At 72.8% G+C, this 13,898-nt stretch carries 19 protein-coding genes and 1 rRNA gene; 11 read left to right on the top strand and 9 right to left on the bottom strand.

Features of this window, described 5'->3' with window-relative positions:
* A 5S ribosomal RNA gene (gene rrf / locus ACFVHV_RS26585) occupies positions 1-83 on the top strand; the annotation flags it as partial.
* A gap of 133 nt (positions 84-216) precedes the next feature.
* Here rrf and ACFVHV_RS26580 read toward each other — a convergent pair.
* A complete protein-coding gene (locus ACFVHV_RS26580) occupies positions 217-417 on the bottom strand; it encodes a DUF397 domain-containing protein (protein WP_359899878.1) in 201 nt (66 codons plus the stop codon).
* Positions 418-429: 12 nt separating this feature from the next.
* The gene (locus ACFVHV_RS26575) at positions 430-1,311 is read right to left on the bottom strand and encodes a helix-turn-helix transcriptional regulator (protein ID WP_359899876.1); all 882 of its coding nucleotides are present in this window, start codon (positions 1,309-1,311) and stop codon (positions 430-432) included.
* Positions 1,312-1,493: 182 nt separating this feature from the next.
* Between ACFVHV_RS26575 and ACFVHV_RS26570 the strand changes: the two genes are divergently transcribed.
* The 6 genes from ACFVHV_RS26570 (at position 1,494) to ACFVHV_RS26545 (ending at position 4,311) form a co-directional block, all read left to right on the top strand.
* The gene (locus ACFVHV_RS26570) at positions 1,494-1,859 is read left to right on the top strand and encodes an ATP-binding protein (RefSeq protein WP_359899874.1); all 366 of its coding nucleotides are present in this window, start codon (positions 1,494-1,496) and stop codon (positions 1,857-1,859) included.
* Entirely contained in the window at positions 1,856-2,107 is a 252-nt protein-coding gene (locus ACFVHV_RS26565; RefSeq protein WP_359899872.1) for a hypothetical protein, read from the top strand. Before ACFVHV_RS26570 ends, ACFVHV_RS26565 begins: the two co-directional genes overlap by 4 nt.
* A gap of 44 nt (positions 2,108-2,151) precedes the next feature.
* Entirely contained in the window at positions 2,152-2,496 is a 345-nt protein-coding gene (locus ACFVHV_RS26560; RefSeq protein WP_380354021.1) for a hypothetical protein, read from the top strand.
* 43 nt (positions 2,497-2,539) lie between these two features.
* The gene (locus tag ACFVHV_RS26555; RefSeq protein ID WP_380354018.1) at positions 2,540-3,496 is read left to right on the top strand and encodes a GNAT family N-acetyltransferase; all 957 of its coding nucleotides are present in this window, start codon (positions 2,540-2,542) and stop codon (positions 3,494-3,496) included.
* A 156-nt stretch (positions 3,497-3,652) separates the two neighbouring features.
* Entirely contained in the window at positions 3,653-3,988 is a 336-nt protein-coding gene (locus ACFVHV_RS26550; protein ID WP_380354016.1) for an antibiotic biosynthesis monooxygenase family protein, read from the top strand.
* Positions 3,989-4,053: 65 nt separating this feature from the next.
* On the top strand, positions 4,054-4,311 hold the full coding sequence (locus tag ACFVHV_RS26545) for a hypothetical protein (RefSeq protein ID WP_359899864.1): 258 nt from the start codon (positions 4,054-4,056) through the stop codon (positions 4,309-4,311).
* Between the two features lie 134 nt (positions 4,312-4,445).
* Here ACFVHV_RS26545 and ACFVHV_RS26540 read toward each other — a convergent pair whose 3' ends face one another.
* A complete protein-coding gene (locus ACFVHV_RS26540; RefSeq protein WP_380354013.1) occupies positions 4,446-5,117 on the bottom strand; it encodes a DsbA family oxidoreductase in 672 nt (223 codons plus the stop codon).
* Between the two features lie 121 nt (positions 5,118-5,238).
* A complete protein-coding gene (locus ACFVHV_RS26535; protein WP_380354012.1) occupies positions 5,239-6,585 on the bottom strand; it encodes a tetratricopeptide repeat protein in 1,347 nt (448 codons plus the stop codon).
* A 51-nt stretch (positions 6,586-6,636) separates the two neighbouring features.
* On the opposite strand from ACFVHV_RS26535, the gene ACFVHV_RS26530 reads away from it, so the two are divergent.
* Positions 6,637-7,506, top strand: coding sequence for a hypothetical protein (locus tag ACFVHV_RS26530; RefSeq protein ID WP_359899858.1), 870 nt, complete (start codon positions 6,637-6,639; stop codon positions 7,504-7,506).
* Here ACFVHV_RS26530 and ACFVHV_RS26525 read toward each other — a convergent pair.
* The gene (locus tag ACFVHV_RS26525; protein ID WP_359899856.1) at positions 7,476-7,925 is read right to left on the bottom strand and encodes a MerR family transcriptional regulator; all 450 of its coding nucleotides are present in this window, start codon (positions 7,923-7,925) and stop codon (positions 7,476-7,478) included. The genes ACFVHV_RS26530 and ACFVHV_RS26525 overlap by 31 nt on opposite strands.
* 70 nt (positions 7,926-7,995) lie before the next feature.
* Here ACFVHV_RS26525 and ACFVHV_RS26520 point away from each other — a divergent pair, with 70 nt between their 5' ends.
* The gene (locus ACFVHV_RS26520) at positions 7,996-8,985 is read left to right on the top strand and encodes an SDR family NAD(P)-dependent oxidoreductase (RefSeq protein ID WP_380354009.1); all 990 of its coding nucleotides are present in this window, start codon (positions 7,996-7,998) and stop codon (positions 8,983-8,985) included.
* A 19-nt stretch (positions 8,986-9,004) separates the two neighbouring features.
* Here the strand turns inward: ACFVHV_RS26520 and ACFVHV_RS26515 are convergent, their stop codons facing one another.
* Both ACFVHV_RS26515 and ACFVHV_RS26510 read right to left on the bottom strand, forming a co-directional pair.
* Complete coding sequence (locus tag ACFVHV_RS26515) at positions 9,005-9,232, bottom strand: hypothetical protein (RefSeq protein ID WP_359899852.1); 228 nt, start codon at positions 9,230-9,232, stop codon at positions 9,005-9,007.
* A 120-nt stretch (positions 9,233-9,352) separates the two neighbouring features.
* Positions 9,353-10,069, bottom strand: a complete 717-nt coding sequence (locus ACFVHV_RS26510) for a chitinase (RefSeq protein ID WP_359899850.1) — start codon at positions 10,067-10,069, stop codon at positions 9,353-9,355.
* Positions 10,070-10,304: 235 nt separating this feature from the next.
* Between ACFVHV_RS26510 and ACFVHV_RS26505 the strand changes: the two genes are divergently transcribed.
* Positions 10,305-12,278, top strand: coding sequence for a tetratricopeptide repeat protein (locus tag ACFVHV_RS26505; protein WP_380354006.1), 1,974 nt, complete (start codon positions 10,305-10,307; stop codon positions 12,276-12,278).
* Positions 12,279-12,352: 74 nt separating this feature from the next.
* Here the strand turns inward: ACFVHV_RS26505 and ACFVHV_RS26500 are convergent, their stop codons facing one another.
* The gene (locus ACFVHV_RS26500) at positions 12,353-12,619 is read right to left on the bottom strand and encodes a DUF6011 domain-containing protein (RefSeq protein WP_359899846.1); all 267 of its coding nucleotides are present in this window, start codon (positions 12,617-12,619) and stop codon (positions 12,353-12,355) included.
* Between the two features lie 60 nt (positions 12,620-12,679).
* Between ACFVHV_RS26500 and ACFVHV_RS26495 the strand changes: the two genes are divergently transcribed.
* Entirely contained in the window at positions 12,680-13,447 is a 768-nt protein-coding gene (locus ACFVHV_RS26495; RefSeq protein WP_359899844.1) for a TetR/AcrR family transcriptional regulator, read from the top strand.
* Here ACFVHV_RS26495 and ACFVHV_RS26490 read toward each other — a convergent pair.
* The gene (locus ACFVHV_RS26490) at positions 13,431-13,832 is read right to left on the bottom strand and encodes a helix-turn-helix domain-containing protein (protein WP_359899842.1); all 402 of its coding nucleotides are present in this window, start codon (positions 13,830-13,832) and stop codon (positions 13,431-13,433) included. The two genes, ACFVHV_RS26495 and ACFVHV_RS26490, sit on opposite strands and share 17 nt — an antisense overlap.
* Between the last annotated feature and the right edge of the window lie 66 nt (positions 13,833-13,898).

Below are 13,898 nucleotides of genomic sequence, written 5' to 3'. Positions count from 1 at the left end.
ACATTCCGAACCCGGAAGCTAAGCCTTACAGCGCCGATGGTACTGCAGGGGGGACCCTGTGGGAGAGTAGGACGCCGCCGAACAATTATTCAGAAGAACCCCCATCCGGGATCCGGATGGGGGTTCTTCGCGTTTCCGGGACGGTCGAATGCCTCGGAACAGGCACTGCGATGAGGACCGCCCGCTCGCCGGAGCGGCGAGCGGGCGGGGCCGGGTTCAGACGAGGTGGTCGAACTCGCCGGCCTGGGCGCCGAGGAGAAAGGCGCGGAGCTTGGTGGTCGTGGTGGTCAGGACGACGGAGGGGTCGTCCGATTCGCGAACGTGGCGGAGATCGTCGGTGCCATGGGCTAGTTCCAGACAGGAATTGCCGGCATCGCCGCCACTGAACGATGACTTCTGCCAGGAGAATCCAGCCATCCGAGGTGCCTCTCAGGTATGTAGGGTGTAGAGGAGATGTTGAAGAATTCCCCAGGAGTTTCGCGAGCTGGTCGGCGCCGTTGCATCGACGGCTGGCAGTGAGATCTCGCTCAACTGTTGGAACTTCCATCCGTACGCCGCAATGGTCTCAGGGGAGCCATGGTGCTCGGCGCGCCCGGGCACATCCAGCAGGATGGTTGCGAGGTCAACGCATCCGGGGTCGCACAGTACGAAGGGGCCTGATTGGGGAGGCTTCCTCGTAGCCGTGAAGGGGAGGACCTGGATGGTGATGTTGGGGCGTTCGGCCAGGCTGACCAGGTGGTCCAGCTGAGCCCTCATGACTTCCACGCCAGGGAAGAGCATCCGCAGGGCCGCTTCATGGATGACGAATCGAAACTGCCGTTGCTCTTCGTTCTCCAGGATGCGCTGGCGATCTATGCGGAACTGGATGGCTGTCGCCAGATCCCAGCGCCCGTTGCGGTAGGCGTCCTTGTAGATGGCCTCGGCGTATTCGGGTAGTTGGAGCAGCCCGGGAATGTACAGGGTCTCGAAGTTGTCCAGACGGGCAGTTCGGTCTTCGAGCTCGGCGAGATCGAGCGATAGGTCGGGAACCTGGCCCTTGTACTTGCTCCACCAACCCTTGCCGCTACTGGCTCCAAGAGCGTGTAGCAGCCCGGCGTAGGTCTCATCCGTGCACCCATAGCCACCGAGCAAGACCGAGAGTCGCTCCGGGTCGAGTGCCGTTCGAGCCGCCTCGATGTGACTGAGCTGTGGGCCTGCGATGCCGATGAGGGCGCCGGCGTCCTTGACTGCCAGGCCCGCAGCCTCGCGCAACCTCCTCAGCTCAGCGCCGAACCGCCGCTGTCGCTCGCTGATTTGGGTCCTGAGTGCCAAGGGGGATTCCTTCCGTGTCGGGCCAGTCTCCACCCACACGAGTGAGCTTAGCCAAGTTGGGCGAGGTATCTCGGCGATCTGGTTGCACGCGTAACACCTATCGCCCTACTCTCAGTGTTGCACCGATCACATGACGGAGTGTCTGCTTCGTCGATTCCCCTCTTCCTCCCCTGGGGTGTCTCATGCGTGCTTGCAACCTTCCCGACTGGTCCAGCGCTCGTACCGAGCTCTCCGACCTGCTCACCTCCGCGGGGTGGCGACCGTCCGTCATCTCCGACGCCGAACTCGCCCTCCATGAAGTCTTCGTCAACGCCTGGCGGCACGGGGGCACCCTTGCACCCGTGGTCGTGCTGGCCCTCGCCGATCACCGCCTCCGGGTCTCGGTCGCCGACAACAGCCCGGTCCTCCCGGAGCCCCGCCTCCCCGATGACCTGCTCTCCCTCTCCGGCCGGGGCCTCTTCCTCGTCCAGGCCCTCACCCACCGCTTCGGCGCCGAGCCCCGCAAGCAGGGCAAGGTCGTCTGGTTCGAACTGGAGGCCTCCGCGTGAACCGCCGCCGCTACCCCATGCAGCCCACCGACCCCCGCATCCGGGCCTACACCGAGGACCAGGTCCGCAGCCTCCTCGGTGAACTCCAGGAGCGTGGCCGCGAGTTCGGCCTGGTCTTCCCGTCGGCCGGCACGGGCAGGACCCTGGACGGCCGGGTCCTCGTCCGCTTCAACGCGGCCCCCGCCTCCACTCTCTTCAACCTCCTCACGCTCCTCTTCGACGTCGGCCACGACCGCGATCGCCGGTGACCTCCGCGCGCAACCTTGCAAAGCCCGACGAACAGGAGCCCCCCATGTGCGTCCCCGACCCCGCCGCCGACCCCGCCGCCAGCCCCGCCGCCGACCCCGACGTCGTCAACGCCCTCGCTGCCGCCAACTACGCCGTGGCCGCCGCCTTCAACACGGTCTTCGGCGTCGCCGTCGCCCCGCCCGTCCCCGACGACTTCGACTGGCCCAAGCTCGAAGACTTCGTCCACCACCTGGGCTTCGCGGCCGACGACTCCGACACCGCCCTCAATCTCTACCGTCTGCTCTTCGCCGTCCAGTGCGTCGCCTACCGCGAGGCCGCCGGCCGTAACTCCCCCTGGCTGGCCACCCGTCTGAACCCCCGCGCCGACGCGATCCCCGGCCCGCGGTAGGCGGTGGCGCGGTGGCATCGGTCCGGACTGGCAGCATGTCCCCATGGAAGCAGTGGACCTGGGCGAGTTCGTCGTGCGGCGCGGCAGGGAGGCCGACGCGGACGCGTTGGTCGGTATCGACTCGGTCGCGCTCGAAGGCGACGAGGACCGGGCGGCGAGCATCCGCAGGTGGTGCCGGCAGGGCCCGATCAGCCCGCTGTTCGTGGCGGAAGGCGCGACCGGCCCGCTCGGCTACTGCGTCGTCGAGTACACGTTCTTCGAGCAGGGCTTCGTCACGATGCTGATGGTCGGACCGTCCGCTCGGGGCACCGGCGTCGGCCGCCGGCTGCTGGACGCCGTGGCGGCCTCCTGCGAGACCCCGAAGCTGTTCACCTCGACCAATGTCTCCAACCATCCGATGCGGCGACTGCTGCAGCGGGCCGGGTGGCGGCCGGTCGGCCTTCTCCACGGCCTCGACGAGGGCGACCCGGAACTGTTCTACCTCCACCGACCGCGGAGCGGCACGGCCGGATCTCCGTCGCAGAGCGGATTGCGACCCGGCCGGGTGGACGAGTTCACGGCGCGTCTCGACAGCGCCTGGGAGTGGTGGCACGCGGCCGTCGAGGATGCCCAGGAGGGCCGCTGGGTCCGCACCGCCCTCGAACGGCAGGTGATGGACGACCTCGCCGCCGCGACCGTCGGACTCGGATACCTGGACCCGTCCGTCGAACCGCCCCTGCGCAACCGGCTCTGCCGGATCGCCACCTGGGCGGGCGCGCTCCGGCTCGCCGCCGGGGCGGGCGGCTGGGACCTCGTCCCGGTCACCGGAGTGGTCCCACCCCGCCCGGCGGGGATGGCCGAACTGCTTTCCGCCGTCCACGCGGTGGGCGAGCAGGGCGAGGCCTGGCTGCGGCGGCTCTCCGCTGACGGACCGCCACCGCTCCGCGCGGTCAACGGGTTCGAGGCGTTCCTCTTCGGCCCGGGCTCGGTCGAGGACCTCCGCCAGTTCTTCTACGACTAGGACCCGCACCGGCCGGCGTGCGCCCCGGTGTTCCTCGTCGGAGGGACCCGAGCGGCTTGGCAAAGATCTGGATCCCTTGTGGATCCCGTTCGGCAAAGACGCTGGTACGCCGGGCGGGTCCCGCCCTACGGTGACGCCGTGAGCAATGATGCGAATGTGACTGCCGTGCCCGTCGAGGCCTTTGAAACCCCCTACTACGCGGCGGTCTTCACCGCGGTGTCGACCCAGGAGCGGGCCGGCTACAGCGAGACCAACGACCGCATGGAAGACCTGGTGAAGGACATCCCGGGGTACCTGGGGATGGACCACGCGCAGACTCCCGGCGGGCTGTCCATCACCGTCGGGTACTTCCGTGACGCCGACGCCCTCACGGAGTGGCGGACCAACGCCGAGCACCGCGCGGCGCAGAAGCGCGGGCGGGCCGAGTGGTACGAGCGCTACACGCTGCACGTGGCGAAGGTGGAGCGGAGCCACGGGTTCGTGCGGGAGTAGCTCCTCGGAGCCCGGCCGCAGTCGTCGGGTCCGGGACGGCGGGGCGAGGCCCATAACCTGGTGGTATGACGACTCCCTGGCCCGACGAGGCCACGTTCGCCCGCGGTGAGCGGGTGGCACTGACCACCCCGGACCCGCCGCGGCCCGAACTCGGCCACCTGGGCGGCGAGATCCTCGGCACCCGGGGCGTGGTCGTCGAATGCGTCGTCGAGGCCGATGACCGCGACGGTGGCCACGTCGGGCCCGTGTACCAGGTCGATACCGAGGACGGCCTTCCTTGGCGGCTGCGGCCGGAGTTCCTGAGGTCCCTCGACCGCGGGTAGTCCTTCGTCAGGTCGGTCCGTCCCCGGGACCGTAACCGCGGACGAACGGCATCGTGCCCGCCGGTACGGCGTTCGGGATCGCCTGGAGGCCGGCCCGCCGGAGCGGCCGGGCCGACCTCCCGCTCCGCGGCTGCTCAGTCCTTGGGCACGAGCGGCGTCAGCGGCAGGGCGACCCGGCTCTCCCAGGCCTGCTCCAGCGCCCGGCTGAACGTCTCCGCGGGCTGAGCGCCCGAGACGCCCAGCCGCCGGTCCAGGACGAAGAACGGCACGCCCGTCGCCCCCATGGCGCTCGCCGTGGCCTCGTCCTCGCGCACCGCCTCCGCGTACGCCTCCGGGTCGGCCAGGACCGCCGCGGCCGCCTCGCCGTCCAGCCCCGCGTCGACCGCCAGCTCGACCAGCCGGCCCGCCTCGAAGGCCGACCGCTCCTCGGCGAAGTTCGCCCGGTACAGGGCGTCCAGCAGCTGCCCCTGCCGGCCGTGCTCCTCGGCGAAGTGCAGCAGACGGTGCATGTCGAAGGAGTTCGCCGCGTCGCGCCCCTCGCGCAGGTACGGCAGGCCCTCGGCGTGCGCGTTCTCGGCGATCCGGGCCTCCGCCGCCTCGGCCTGCTCCAGGCTCATCCCGTACTTGGCGGCGAGCAGCGGCAGCACCGGACGGGCCTCGTGCGGCGCCCGCGGGTCCAGCTCGAAGGAGCGGTGGACGACCTCCACCTCCTCGCGGTGCGGGAACGCCGCCAGCGCCTGCTCGAACCGGGCCTTGCCGATGTAGCACCACGGGCAGTTGATGTCGCTCCAGATCTCCACGCGCACGGCGCCGCACTCCTTCCAGCCTCGCGCGGACCTCCCGCGCCTGCTCCTGCCGGAACGCCTCCGTCCACCTGGATATTTCTCTCACTGAAATATCCAGGTCGGTCGGCGGCGGCCTCCTGTCTCAGCGCCGATCCCAGGCCTCGCGCTGGGCGGACACCGTGGGGACGGCGGCGACGGCCTCGGCGTAGCGGCCCTGCCTGCTCAGGATCTCGGCAACCGCTCGGTGGGCCCCGTGCTCGGTGGACGACCGGAGCAGGTCGAGGGCCTCGTCCGCCCGGCCGTCCTGATCCAGCAGCCAGGCCAGCGTGGTGTCCCACTGGCCGGGCTCCCGCTCGCTCAGGGCCCGCGCCTCCGCGATGCCCTCGGCACGGCGCCCGGCCTTCGCGAGCAGGCGCAGCCGGGTGTAGCGCAGGACATCGGAATGCGCGCCGACGTACGCGGTGCCGAGGCCGTCGACGAGCTCCAGCGCCCGCTCCGGGCGGCCCGCCTTGATCAGCAGTTCGATCGCCTCGTGGAGGAGGTTTCCCCTGGCACGCTCGTACGTGGGCCGTCCGACGTCGACGGCCTCGTCGAGGCGTCCCTGGCGGGCCAGGAAGGCCATGAGGCGCCGACGGGCGTGCCGGCCGTTCGCTTCGACGGCCTCGTGCAGGACGGCTTCGGCCTCCTGGACCCGCCCCTGCTCCTCCAGCGCCTCCGCGCACCGGTTCCGGGTGAGCCGCGCGTGCTCGCCGGCGGCCAGCTCGCGGAGCCGGTCGATCCGGCCCTGGCCGGCGAGGAGGTCCGCGTACAGCCAGGCGATGCGCGGGACGACGGGCAGGACCGGGCCCAGCAGCCGGATCGCCTCGTCCGCCCGGCCCATGCGCTCCAGGGCTCGCCCGTACAGCGCCAGCACCTCCGACGGCTGGTGCCGGCACTCGCGCCGACCCCCGGCCGCGGAGCACCGGCAGTCCGCCGTGCCGCCCAGGGCCCGCTCGGCGCACGGGGCGAGCAGTTCCAGGACGCGGGCGTCACGGTTCTGCCCCCTGGTCAGATCGACCAGTGACTCCAGGATCCAGGGCTCCCCGAGGTGGGGTGTGAGCACCTCGATGGCCTCGTCCACCCGCCCGGCCTCCACCAGTGCCTCCGCGAACCAGCGGCAGTCGTGCGCCGACTTCAGGCCGGCCGCGTCCGGACGCACCAGCGCCAGCCCCTCCTCGATCCGGCCCTGCTGGACCATGATCGTGGCGGACTCCCGTACGGCGAACGGCCAGCCGACCGCGACGAACGGCTCCAGGACCGTCAGGGCCCGTTCGAACTCCCCCACCGCGCACAGCTCACCGACCGCCACCTCGGCGCAGAACCACTCACCGCGGTCCCGGGCGGTCTCGATCAGCAGATCCAACTGCCCCTGGCTGGCCAGGTATTCCGCCATGGCGGGCTCTATCCCGCCGTCGAACTGCCGTTGCCAGGCGAGATCGTCGAGATTCACCGGGCCAGGCTATGGGACGGGGCCGACATCCTGCCCGGAGATAATCGGCGGATGTCCGAAGCCTTCGTTGACCTGGGATTTGTCACGGCGCCCTCCGGGGTGGTGGTGCTGGCGATGGCCAGCTGGATCGACGAGTGGCCGAGGGTGGGAGAGCCGCTGTCGGTGCGGGCCGCGGCTGCGGCGGAGGCGGGTGGCGGGCACCTCCAGGAGTGGGAGTACGAGGCGGTCGCCGTTCCGGCCGCCGCCGACCGGCCGCTGGCGGTGCGGGCCACCACGGAGCCTTCGGCCTTCGACGAGGAGCCGACGATCGCGACGCTGGAGATCGCCCTCGGCCTGCCCTGGCCCGCGGCCGCGGACCCGGCGGTGCCGGTGCTGCTCGGGGACCTGCCGGTCGACCGGGGCGGCATGGCGGTCGGCGACGCCGTGGGGCTGGACGCCTGGACGGGGCTGGAGCACGAACCGGCCGACGGACTCGCCGACCTCTCCTTCTGGGGCCGGTACGGGAAGGACGCCCACGAGCGGTTCGGCGGCGAGCCGCTCTCCCCGCACGGCGGGGAGGACGGGCCGTACGGGTGGCTCGACCTCCCGGTCGCGGAGGCCGTCGCGCGGGAGGTCGAGATCAGCACCTGGCAGGGCGGCCTGCGCGGCAGGGGAGTGGCCACCATGGTGGAGAAGCACGTCGACTACCTCCGCTTCCGGCGGGCCGGCCTGCACCACCCGCTGCACGTGGGCGCGATCGAGGTCGGCGGTTGCCAGGTGCTCGGGATCGACTGGGACCCGGGCGACCACGCCGTCCGGCACCACGGTGGGCGGGACTGCGGCCAGGTCTTCCCGGTCACCCTCGAAGCCGACGGGGCCGGCGGCACGGTCCTGCGCTGGACCATCCCGCCCTACGACCTCGACGAGAGCGAGGACGACTGACCGGGAGCCGCCGGAGAGCCCGCCGTCGGGTCCCAGAGCCCGGCGGCCTCGCCGCGCTCCAGGTGGTCGGCGTAGACGGCGGTCTTCCAGGCGATCAGCGAGCGGCACTCCTCCAGCTCCCGGATCCGCTCGTCGACCCGTTGCCGGTGGGCGTCGAGCAGTCGCAGCCGTTCGGCCTCGTTGCCCGGCCCCTGCCGCACCAGGTCGGCGAAGCGGCGGAGGTCGGCGAGCGGCATGCCGGACTCGCGCAGCCTGATGCAGATCTCCAGCCACTGCACGTCGAGTACGGCGTACCGCCGGCGTCCGCCCGCCGTGCGCCGCACCGGGCCGACCAGCAGGCCCTCGCGCTCGTAGAAGCGCAGGGCGTGCACGCTGAGCCCGGTGCGCTCGGCCACTTCGCCGATGCTGAGTTCCGTCATGGCGTCAGAGCATAGGAGCGGACCCGCGGGGCTTGATCTAGACCGCGCTCCACTTCCTACCGTCGTCGCCATGACCACCACCAGCAAGGCCACCGCCGGCCGGCAGCAGCCGACCGGCTCGCCCTTCTCCTCCGCCGCCACCGCCGAGGACGTCCTGGCGGGCCTCGACCTCTCCGGCCGCACCGCCGTCGTGACCGGCGGCTACTCCGGCCTCGGCCTGGAGACCACCCGGGCGCTGACCGCCGCCGGGGCCACCGTGATCGTTCCGGCCCGCCGCCCGGACGTCGCCCGTGCCGCACTCGCCGGAACCGGCGGCCGGGTCGTCCCCATGGACCTCGCCGACCCCGTGAGCGTCCGTGCCGCCGCCGGGCTGATCCGCGAGGCCGCGGACCGCCTCGACCTGCTGCTGGCCGTCGCCGGCGTCATGGCCACCCCCGAGAGGCGCGTCGGGCCGGGCTGGGAGGGGCAGTTCGCCACCAACCACCTGGGACACTTCCTCCTCGCCTGCGAGCTGTACCCGCTGCTGGCCGCCGCCCCGGACGGCGCGCGCGTCGTCGTCAACAGCTCCGCCGGGCACGCCCTGACCGACATCCGCCGGCACGATCCGCACTTCCGCACCGGCTATGACAAGTGGCTGGCGTACGGCCAGTCCAAGACCGCCAACTCCCTGTTCGCCGTGCACCTCGACGCGCTCGGCCGGGGCGACGGCGTCCGGGCGTTCGCGCTCCACCCCGGGAAGATCATGACCGGGCTCCAGCGGGAGATGACCCGGCGGGAGCAGGTCGAGCGCGGCTGGGTGGACGACCGGGGCAACGTGATCGGCGCGGACTTCAAGTCCCCTTCCCAGGGCGCGGCCACCGGCCTGTGGGCGGCCACCTCCCCACTGCTCGACGGCCGCGGCGGGCTCTACCTGGAGGACTGCGAGGTCGCCCGCGTCAGCGGCCCGGACACCCCGATGGACGACGGCGGCGTCCGCCCGTACGCCCTCGACCCGGACGGGGCGGCCCGCCTCTGGGAGCTCTCGCTGGCCGCGACCGGCGCCACCCCGGTGCCGCGCTGAGGCGCCGGACCGGGCGCCGCTACAGGGACATCCAGCAGTACAGCTGCTCGCCGGCGGCCCGCGCCCGCCGGGCGAGGGCGATCAACTCCTCGGCCAGCGGCAACAGGTCGGACGGGTCGGCGCCGTCGGCGGCCTTCTCGGAGGAGCCGTCGCCGTCGAGCGGCGGCAGCCCGCCGTCCCCGAGCTCCAGCGCCCGGACGACCGTGGCCGCGTCGGCCGCGCGGAAGTAGTCGGTCAGCACACCCATCGCGGCCGCCCTTTCGTTCGACGTCGGGCGCCAGTGAAGCAGCCGGCACCGACAGGGAGTGGGAAGTCGGCCCGACCGACCTCCCACTCCGCAGGGCCCGCCCCCGCTCCCGGCGGGCCGTCAGCAGGAGATGTTGCCGCCGCCGACGTCGGTGCCCAGCACGCCGACGAACTGCTTGTAGAGGTTGATCCGGTCGTTGCGCTGGTCCGGGTTCTTGCCGTCGCACTCCAGCGCGCCGTTGATGGTGCGGATGGTCTCGCCGAAGCCCTTGTTGTTGACGACGGCGTCGTGCGCGGTCATCCGCCCGGCGCCGCTCTGGGTGTTCCAGAACCAGAGGGCGGTCTTCCAGGACGTCGCCGGGTTCTTCTCGACCTGGTACGGGTCGTGCAGCAGGTCGATGTGCAGGGCGTCGCCGGCCGCCTTGTAGTTGAAGTTCCAGCTCAGCTGGAGCGGCCCGCGCCCGTAGTACGCGGACTGCCCGGCCGGACAGCCGTACGACTGCGAACTGTCGCAGTAGTGCGGGTAGTTGGCGGTGTTCTGTTCGACGACGTACCGCAGGCCGCCGGTTTCGTGGCTGACGTTGGCCAGGAAGGCGGCCGCTTCGCGCTTGCGGGTGGCGGTGTCGCCGGTGGTGGTGAACTTGGGGAAGGCGCCCAGGGCGTCGGTGAGGCCCTGGTAGCTGTAGAAGGAGTTCCGGCTCGGGAACATCTTGTTGAACTGGGCCTCGCTGACCACAAAGGACCCGGCGGCGGAGGCGGGGGCGGTCTGGCCGGCGACGGCGAGGGTGCTCAGCACGGCGGCGGAGGCCGCCAGGGACAGGGTGCGCGAGAGCTTCATCGATCTCCTCGATTCCGGTAGCGGGATTGGCATTTCGCGTGCGAAGAGCCTCCGTCATCCTCGCGGTCGGAAAACGTCAAATATGGCTATCAGAGGTCTAAACCACTCGTACGGGTCGTATCCGGTCCGGTCGCTGGACGCCGCCCGCCGGCGGGGGCCCACCGGGTGTCGGTCGCACCGGATAGCCTCCTTCCGAGCGGGACGGCACCACCGGGGGAACGGGGAGCAGGGGCGAATGAGCGGGCACACCGACGACACGGGCGACGACCGCCTGGCCGCCGAGGGCGACGTCGCCCTCGCCCGGCTGGCGATCGACTCCGGCGACCTGGCCCACGCCGCCGACCACCTCGGCGACGCGATCCTCGCCGACCCCCAGCTGCCCGAACTGCACGAGGCACTGGCCGAGTTGTGCGCGGCGGCGGGCGGACCGGCCGCGGCCCGCGAGCTGTTCCCGCTGGACGGCCAGGTGTACCTCGGCACCGTGGCCTGCCGGGCCCACGTGGAGGCCGCCGCCGGGGACTGGGACACCGCCGTCGGCCTGCTCGCCTCCGCCGTCCAGCACGAGCCGGCCCGCCCCTGGGCGCACGCCGCCTGGCTCGCCCGCGAGGACCTGCCCGGCCTGGTCGACCCGGACGCCGTCGCCCAGGCGGTGGCCCGCGCCACCGGCGCGCTGCCCGACCCGCTCCCGGCCGAACCGGCCGGAGCCGTACGGCCGTTCCACGACTTCGTACAGGCCGTCCTGGCCCGGCACGAGGACCACGTGTCGCTGCTGGCGATGGCCTCCGGCCTGACCCGCCGGCTCGGCGACACCGACCGCGCCGTCGAACTCGCCGATCGGGCCCACCGGTTGGCCCCCGGCTACCTGACCGCAGTGATGCTCGGCAACGCCCTGCGCTCGGCCGGCCGGCCGGAACGGGCGCTCGCCGTCTGGGAGGCCGAGCTGGCCCGGGTCGCGCCGGACCGCGACGACTCCAGCAGCTACCTCGCCGTCGACGTCGCCGAGCTGTACGGCGCCCTCGGACGCCCCGCCGAAGGCCTGCCCTGGCTCGACCGGGTGCTCGCCGCCGAGCCCGACCACCCCAAGGCGGGCCCGGCCCGGTACGGGCTGCGCCACGCCCTCGACGGCGACCCGGCGCACCTGCTCGGCCTGGCCGACCACCACCGCTCCCACCCCGAGCACGAGTACGCCCAGGAACTGCTGGAACGGCTGAGCCACCGGGAGCCCTGGCTCGGCCTGGTCTCCGGCGCCACCGAGGCCACCGTCAACGTGCTGCACCAGGTGCTCGCCGCCCCCGACACCGGCCGCGACACCGAGATCGACTGCACGGCCTCCACCGTGGAGCCGCCCAGCTCGGTGCTGGCCGTCCGGCTCGCGCTGCCGCGCTCCACCGTCGACTACCGGGCCGTCGGCGAGCCCGACCCCCGGCTGCCGCTGACCGAACCCACCACCCGGATCTGGGCCTGGGACGGCACCGACCCGCGCCCGGCCGTCGCCCCGCCCGCGCCGCGGAGCGCCGAACTCGTCCGCGCCACCGCCGAGATCTTCTGGCCGACCGTCCCCGCCGCCTACGACCACGCCGTCCGGCTGGCCGGACTGCCGCTGGACGACCTGCTCGGCGTCCTGGTCCACCCGCCCGCGCCGCGCGAGGACGAACTCGGCCGCGCCCTGCTCGCCCACCAGCCCGAACTCTGGGTGCGGGCCGTCCAGGTCTTCGCCTGCCTCGGCATCGCCCACCACCGAACCGACCAGCCCTGGGCCGGCTCCGAGCGCCGCCGGGTGCTGCGCGACCTGCTGCTCGGGCCGGAGGACTGGGTGGTCGAGGCGGCCGGCTTCGCGCTGGTCGCGATCGGCTGGACCCAGCCGCAGACCCGGGCCGACGTCGCCGCACTGCTCCAGCAGCGGCTGCACCACGGCGCCCGGGCCCGCCGCACCCGGGCGGTGACGATCCTCCGCTCGCTGTCCGCGCTGGTGCTCGCCGCGCCCTGGACGTCCGACGAGGACCGCGCGCTCGCCCGGCACCTGATGGAGCAGGAGGACGCCGCCGACGCGGGGGCGGAGGCCGCACCGGAGGCGGCTGACCAGGCCGAGGCGGCGGAGCGCCCGGGGACCGCGGGGCAACCGGAGGCGGCGGAGCGGTCGGAGGCCGAGCGGGCCGCCGGGGAGGAGCCCCGTCCCGGCCGCCTGCGCCGCCTCTTCGGCCGGGGCTGAGGCAGGGGCTGAGACGAGGCCTGAGGCCAGGTCTGAGACGAGGTCTGAGGTGAGGTCTGAGGCCCGGGCCGGCCCTAACCCATCCCCGGCAGCGGTTCCTGGTCGACGTCGTACCGCGCGACCCGCTCCGCCGGGTCCCGGCACTCCGGTCCCAGCCGCAGCATCCGCGACTCGGGGTCGTGCAGCGGCCGGTGGCAGCGGCGGCAGGTCACCCGCGGGCGGAGGGTCTGCGCGGTGTCCGTCCCGGGAAGCGGCTCCGGGCCGGACGCGCCGGACGCGCGGGTCGGACCGGTCGAGCCGGGCAGGCCGGACGAGCCGGGAGGGTTGGTCGGGCTGGTCATGCTGAGACGGTAGCCGCCCACGCCGTCAAGGCCCCTGCCGGTGCGTGAAACGATGGCCCCATGGCGAGCGACCGCAGCAGCGCAGGAGACCCGGCACGCACCCTCGCCCTGCTCTGGGGGCTCACCGCCGAGGAGAAGCCCGGCCGGCGCGGGCCCCGGCAGGCGCGCTCGACCGGTGAGATCGCCACCGTCGCGATCGCCCTCGCCGACGCCGAAGGAGCGGACGCCGTCACCATGCGTCGGGTCGCGCAGGAGCTGGGGCTCTCCCCGATGGCGCTCTACACCTATGTGCCCGGCAAGGCCGAGCTGCTCGACCTGATGCTGGACACCGTCTACGCCACGATGCCCCGCAGCACCCCCGCCGACGAGGGCTGGCGCTCCCGGGTCACCGCCGTCGCGGACGACAACCGGGCGCTGCACCGCGCCCACCCGTGGGTCGCCGCCGTCTCCACCAGCCGTCCGCCGCTGGGGCCCGGCCTGATGGCCAAGTACGAGTACGAGCTGCGTGCCTTCGAGGGCACCGGGCTCTCCGACGTCGACCTGGACGCCGCGCTGACCCACCTGCTCGGCTTCGTCCAGACCTGCGCCCGGATGGCCGCCGACGAGCGCGCCGCCCGGCAGGACAGCGCGATGACCGACGCGCAGTGGTGGGCGGCCAACGCCGGGCTGCTCGCCCGGGTCTTCGACCCCGAGCGCTACCCGGTCGCCGCCCGGGTGGGTGCCGCGGCCGGTGCGGCGCACGGCGGCGCGTACAGCCCGGACCACGCCTACGCCTTCGGTCTGGCCCGGGTCCTGGACGGGCTCGACGCCCTCATCGCGGGGCGGTAGCCCGCCCGTCGTACTCCTGGCGGGCCGTCTCGACCTCCGGCACCCGCCGCTCCGACCAGTGCGCCAGCGCCGCGACCAGCTCCGCCGCCTCCCGCCCCAGCGGGGTGAGGCTGTAGTCGACCCGCGGCGGGATCACCGGGTGGGCCTCGCGCAGCACGAAGCCGTCCCGCTCCAGGGTCTGGAGGGTCTGGGCGAGCATCTTCTCGCTGACCCCGGTGACCTTGCGGCGCAGTTCGCTGAACCGGTAGCCGCGCTCGTTCAGCGCGCCCAGCACCAGCACGCCCCAGCGGCTGGTGACGTGCTCCAGCACGCCCCGGGACGGGCACATCCGGTCGAAGACGTCGGCGGGGGGCAGCCCGCCGGCCTTCAGCTCGCTTACCTTCATGTCAGTACCCTACTTCGAAGTGCGTACTTTCGAAAGGTTAGTGCCACCCCTAGGGTGAGTTTCGAG

This window comes from Kitasatospora sp. NPDC127116 (assembly GCF_042677365.1).
In the GTDB taxonomy this organism is placed as follows: Bacteria; Actinomycetota; Actinomycetes; order Streptomycetales; family Streptomycetaceae; genus Kitasatospora; species Kitasatospora lactacystinica.
The sequence above is the reverse complement of the archived record's forward strand: the minus strand, read 5'-3'. Positions and strand labels throughout refer to the sequence as shown.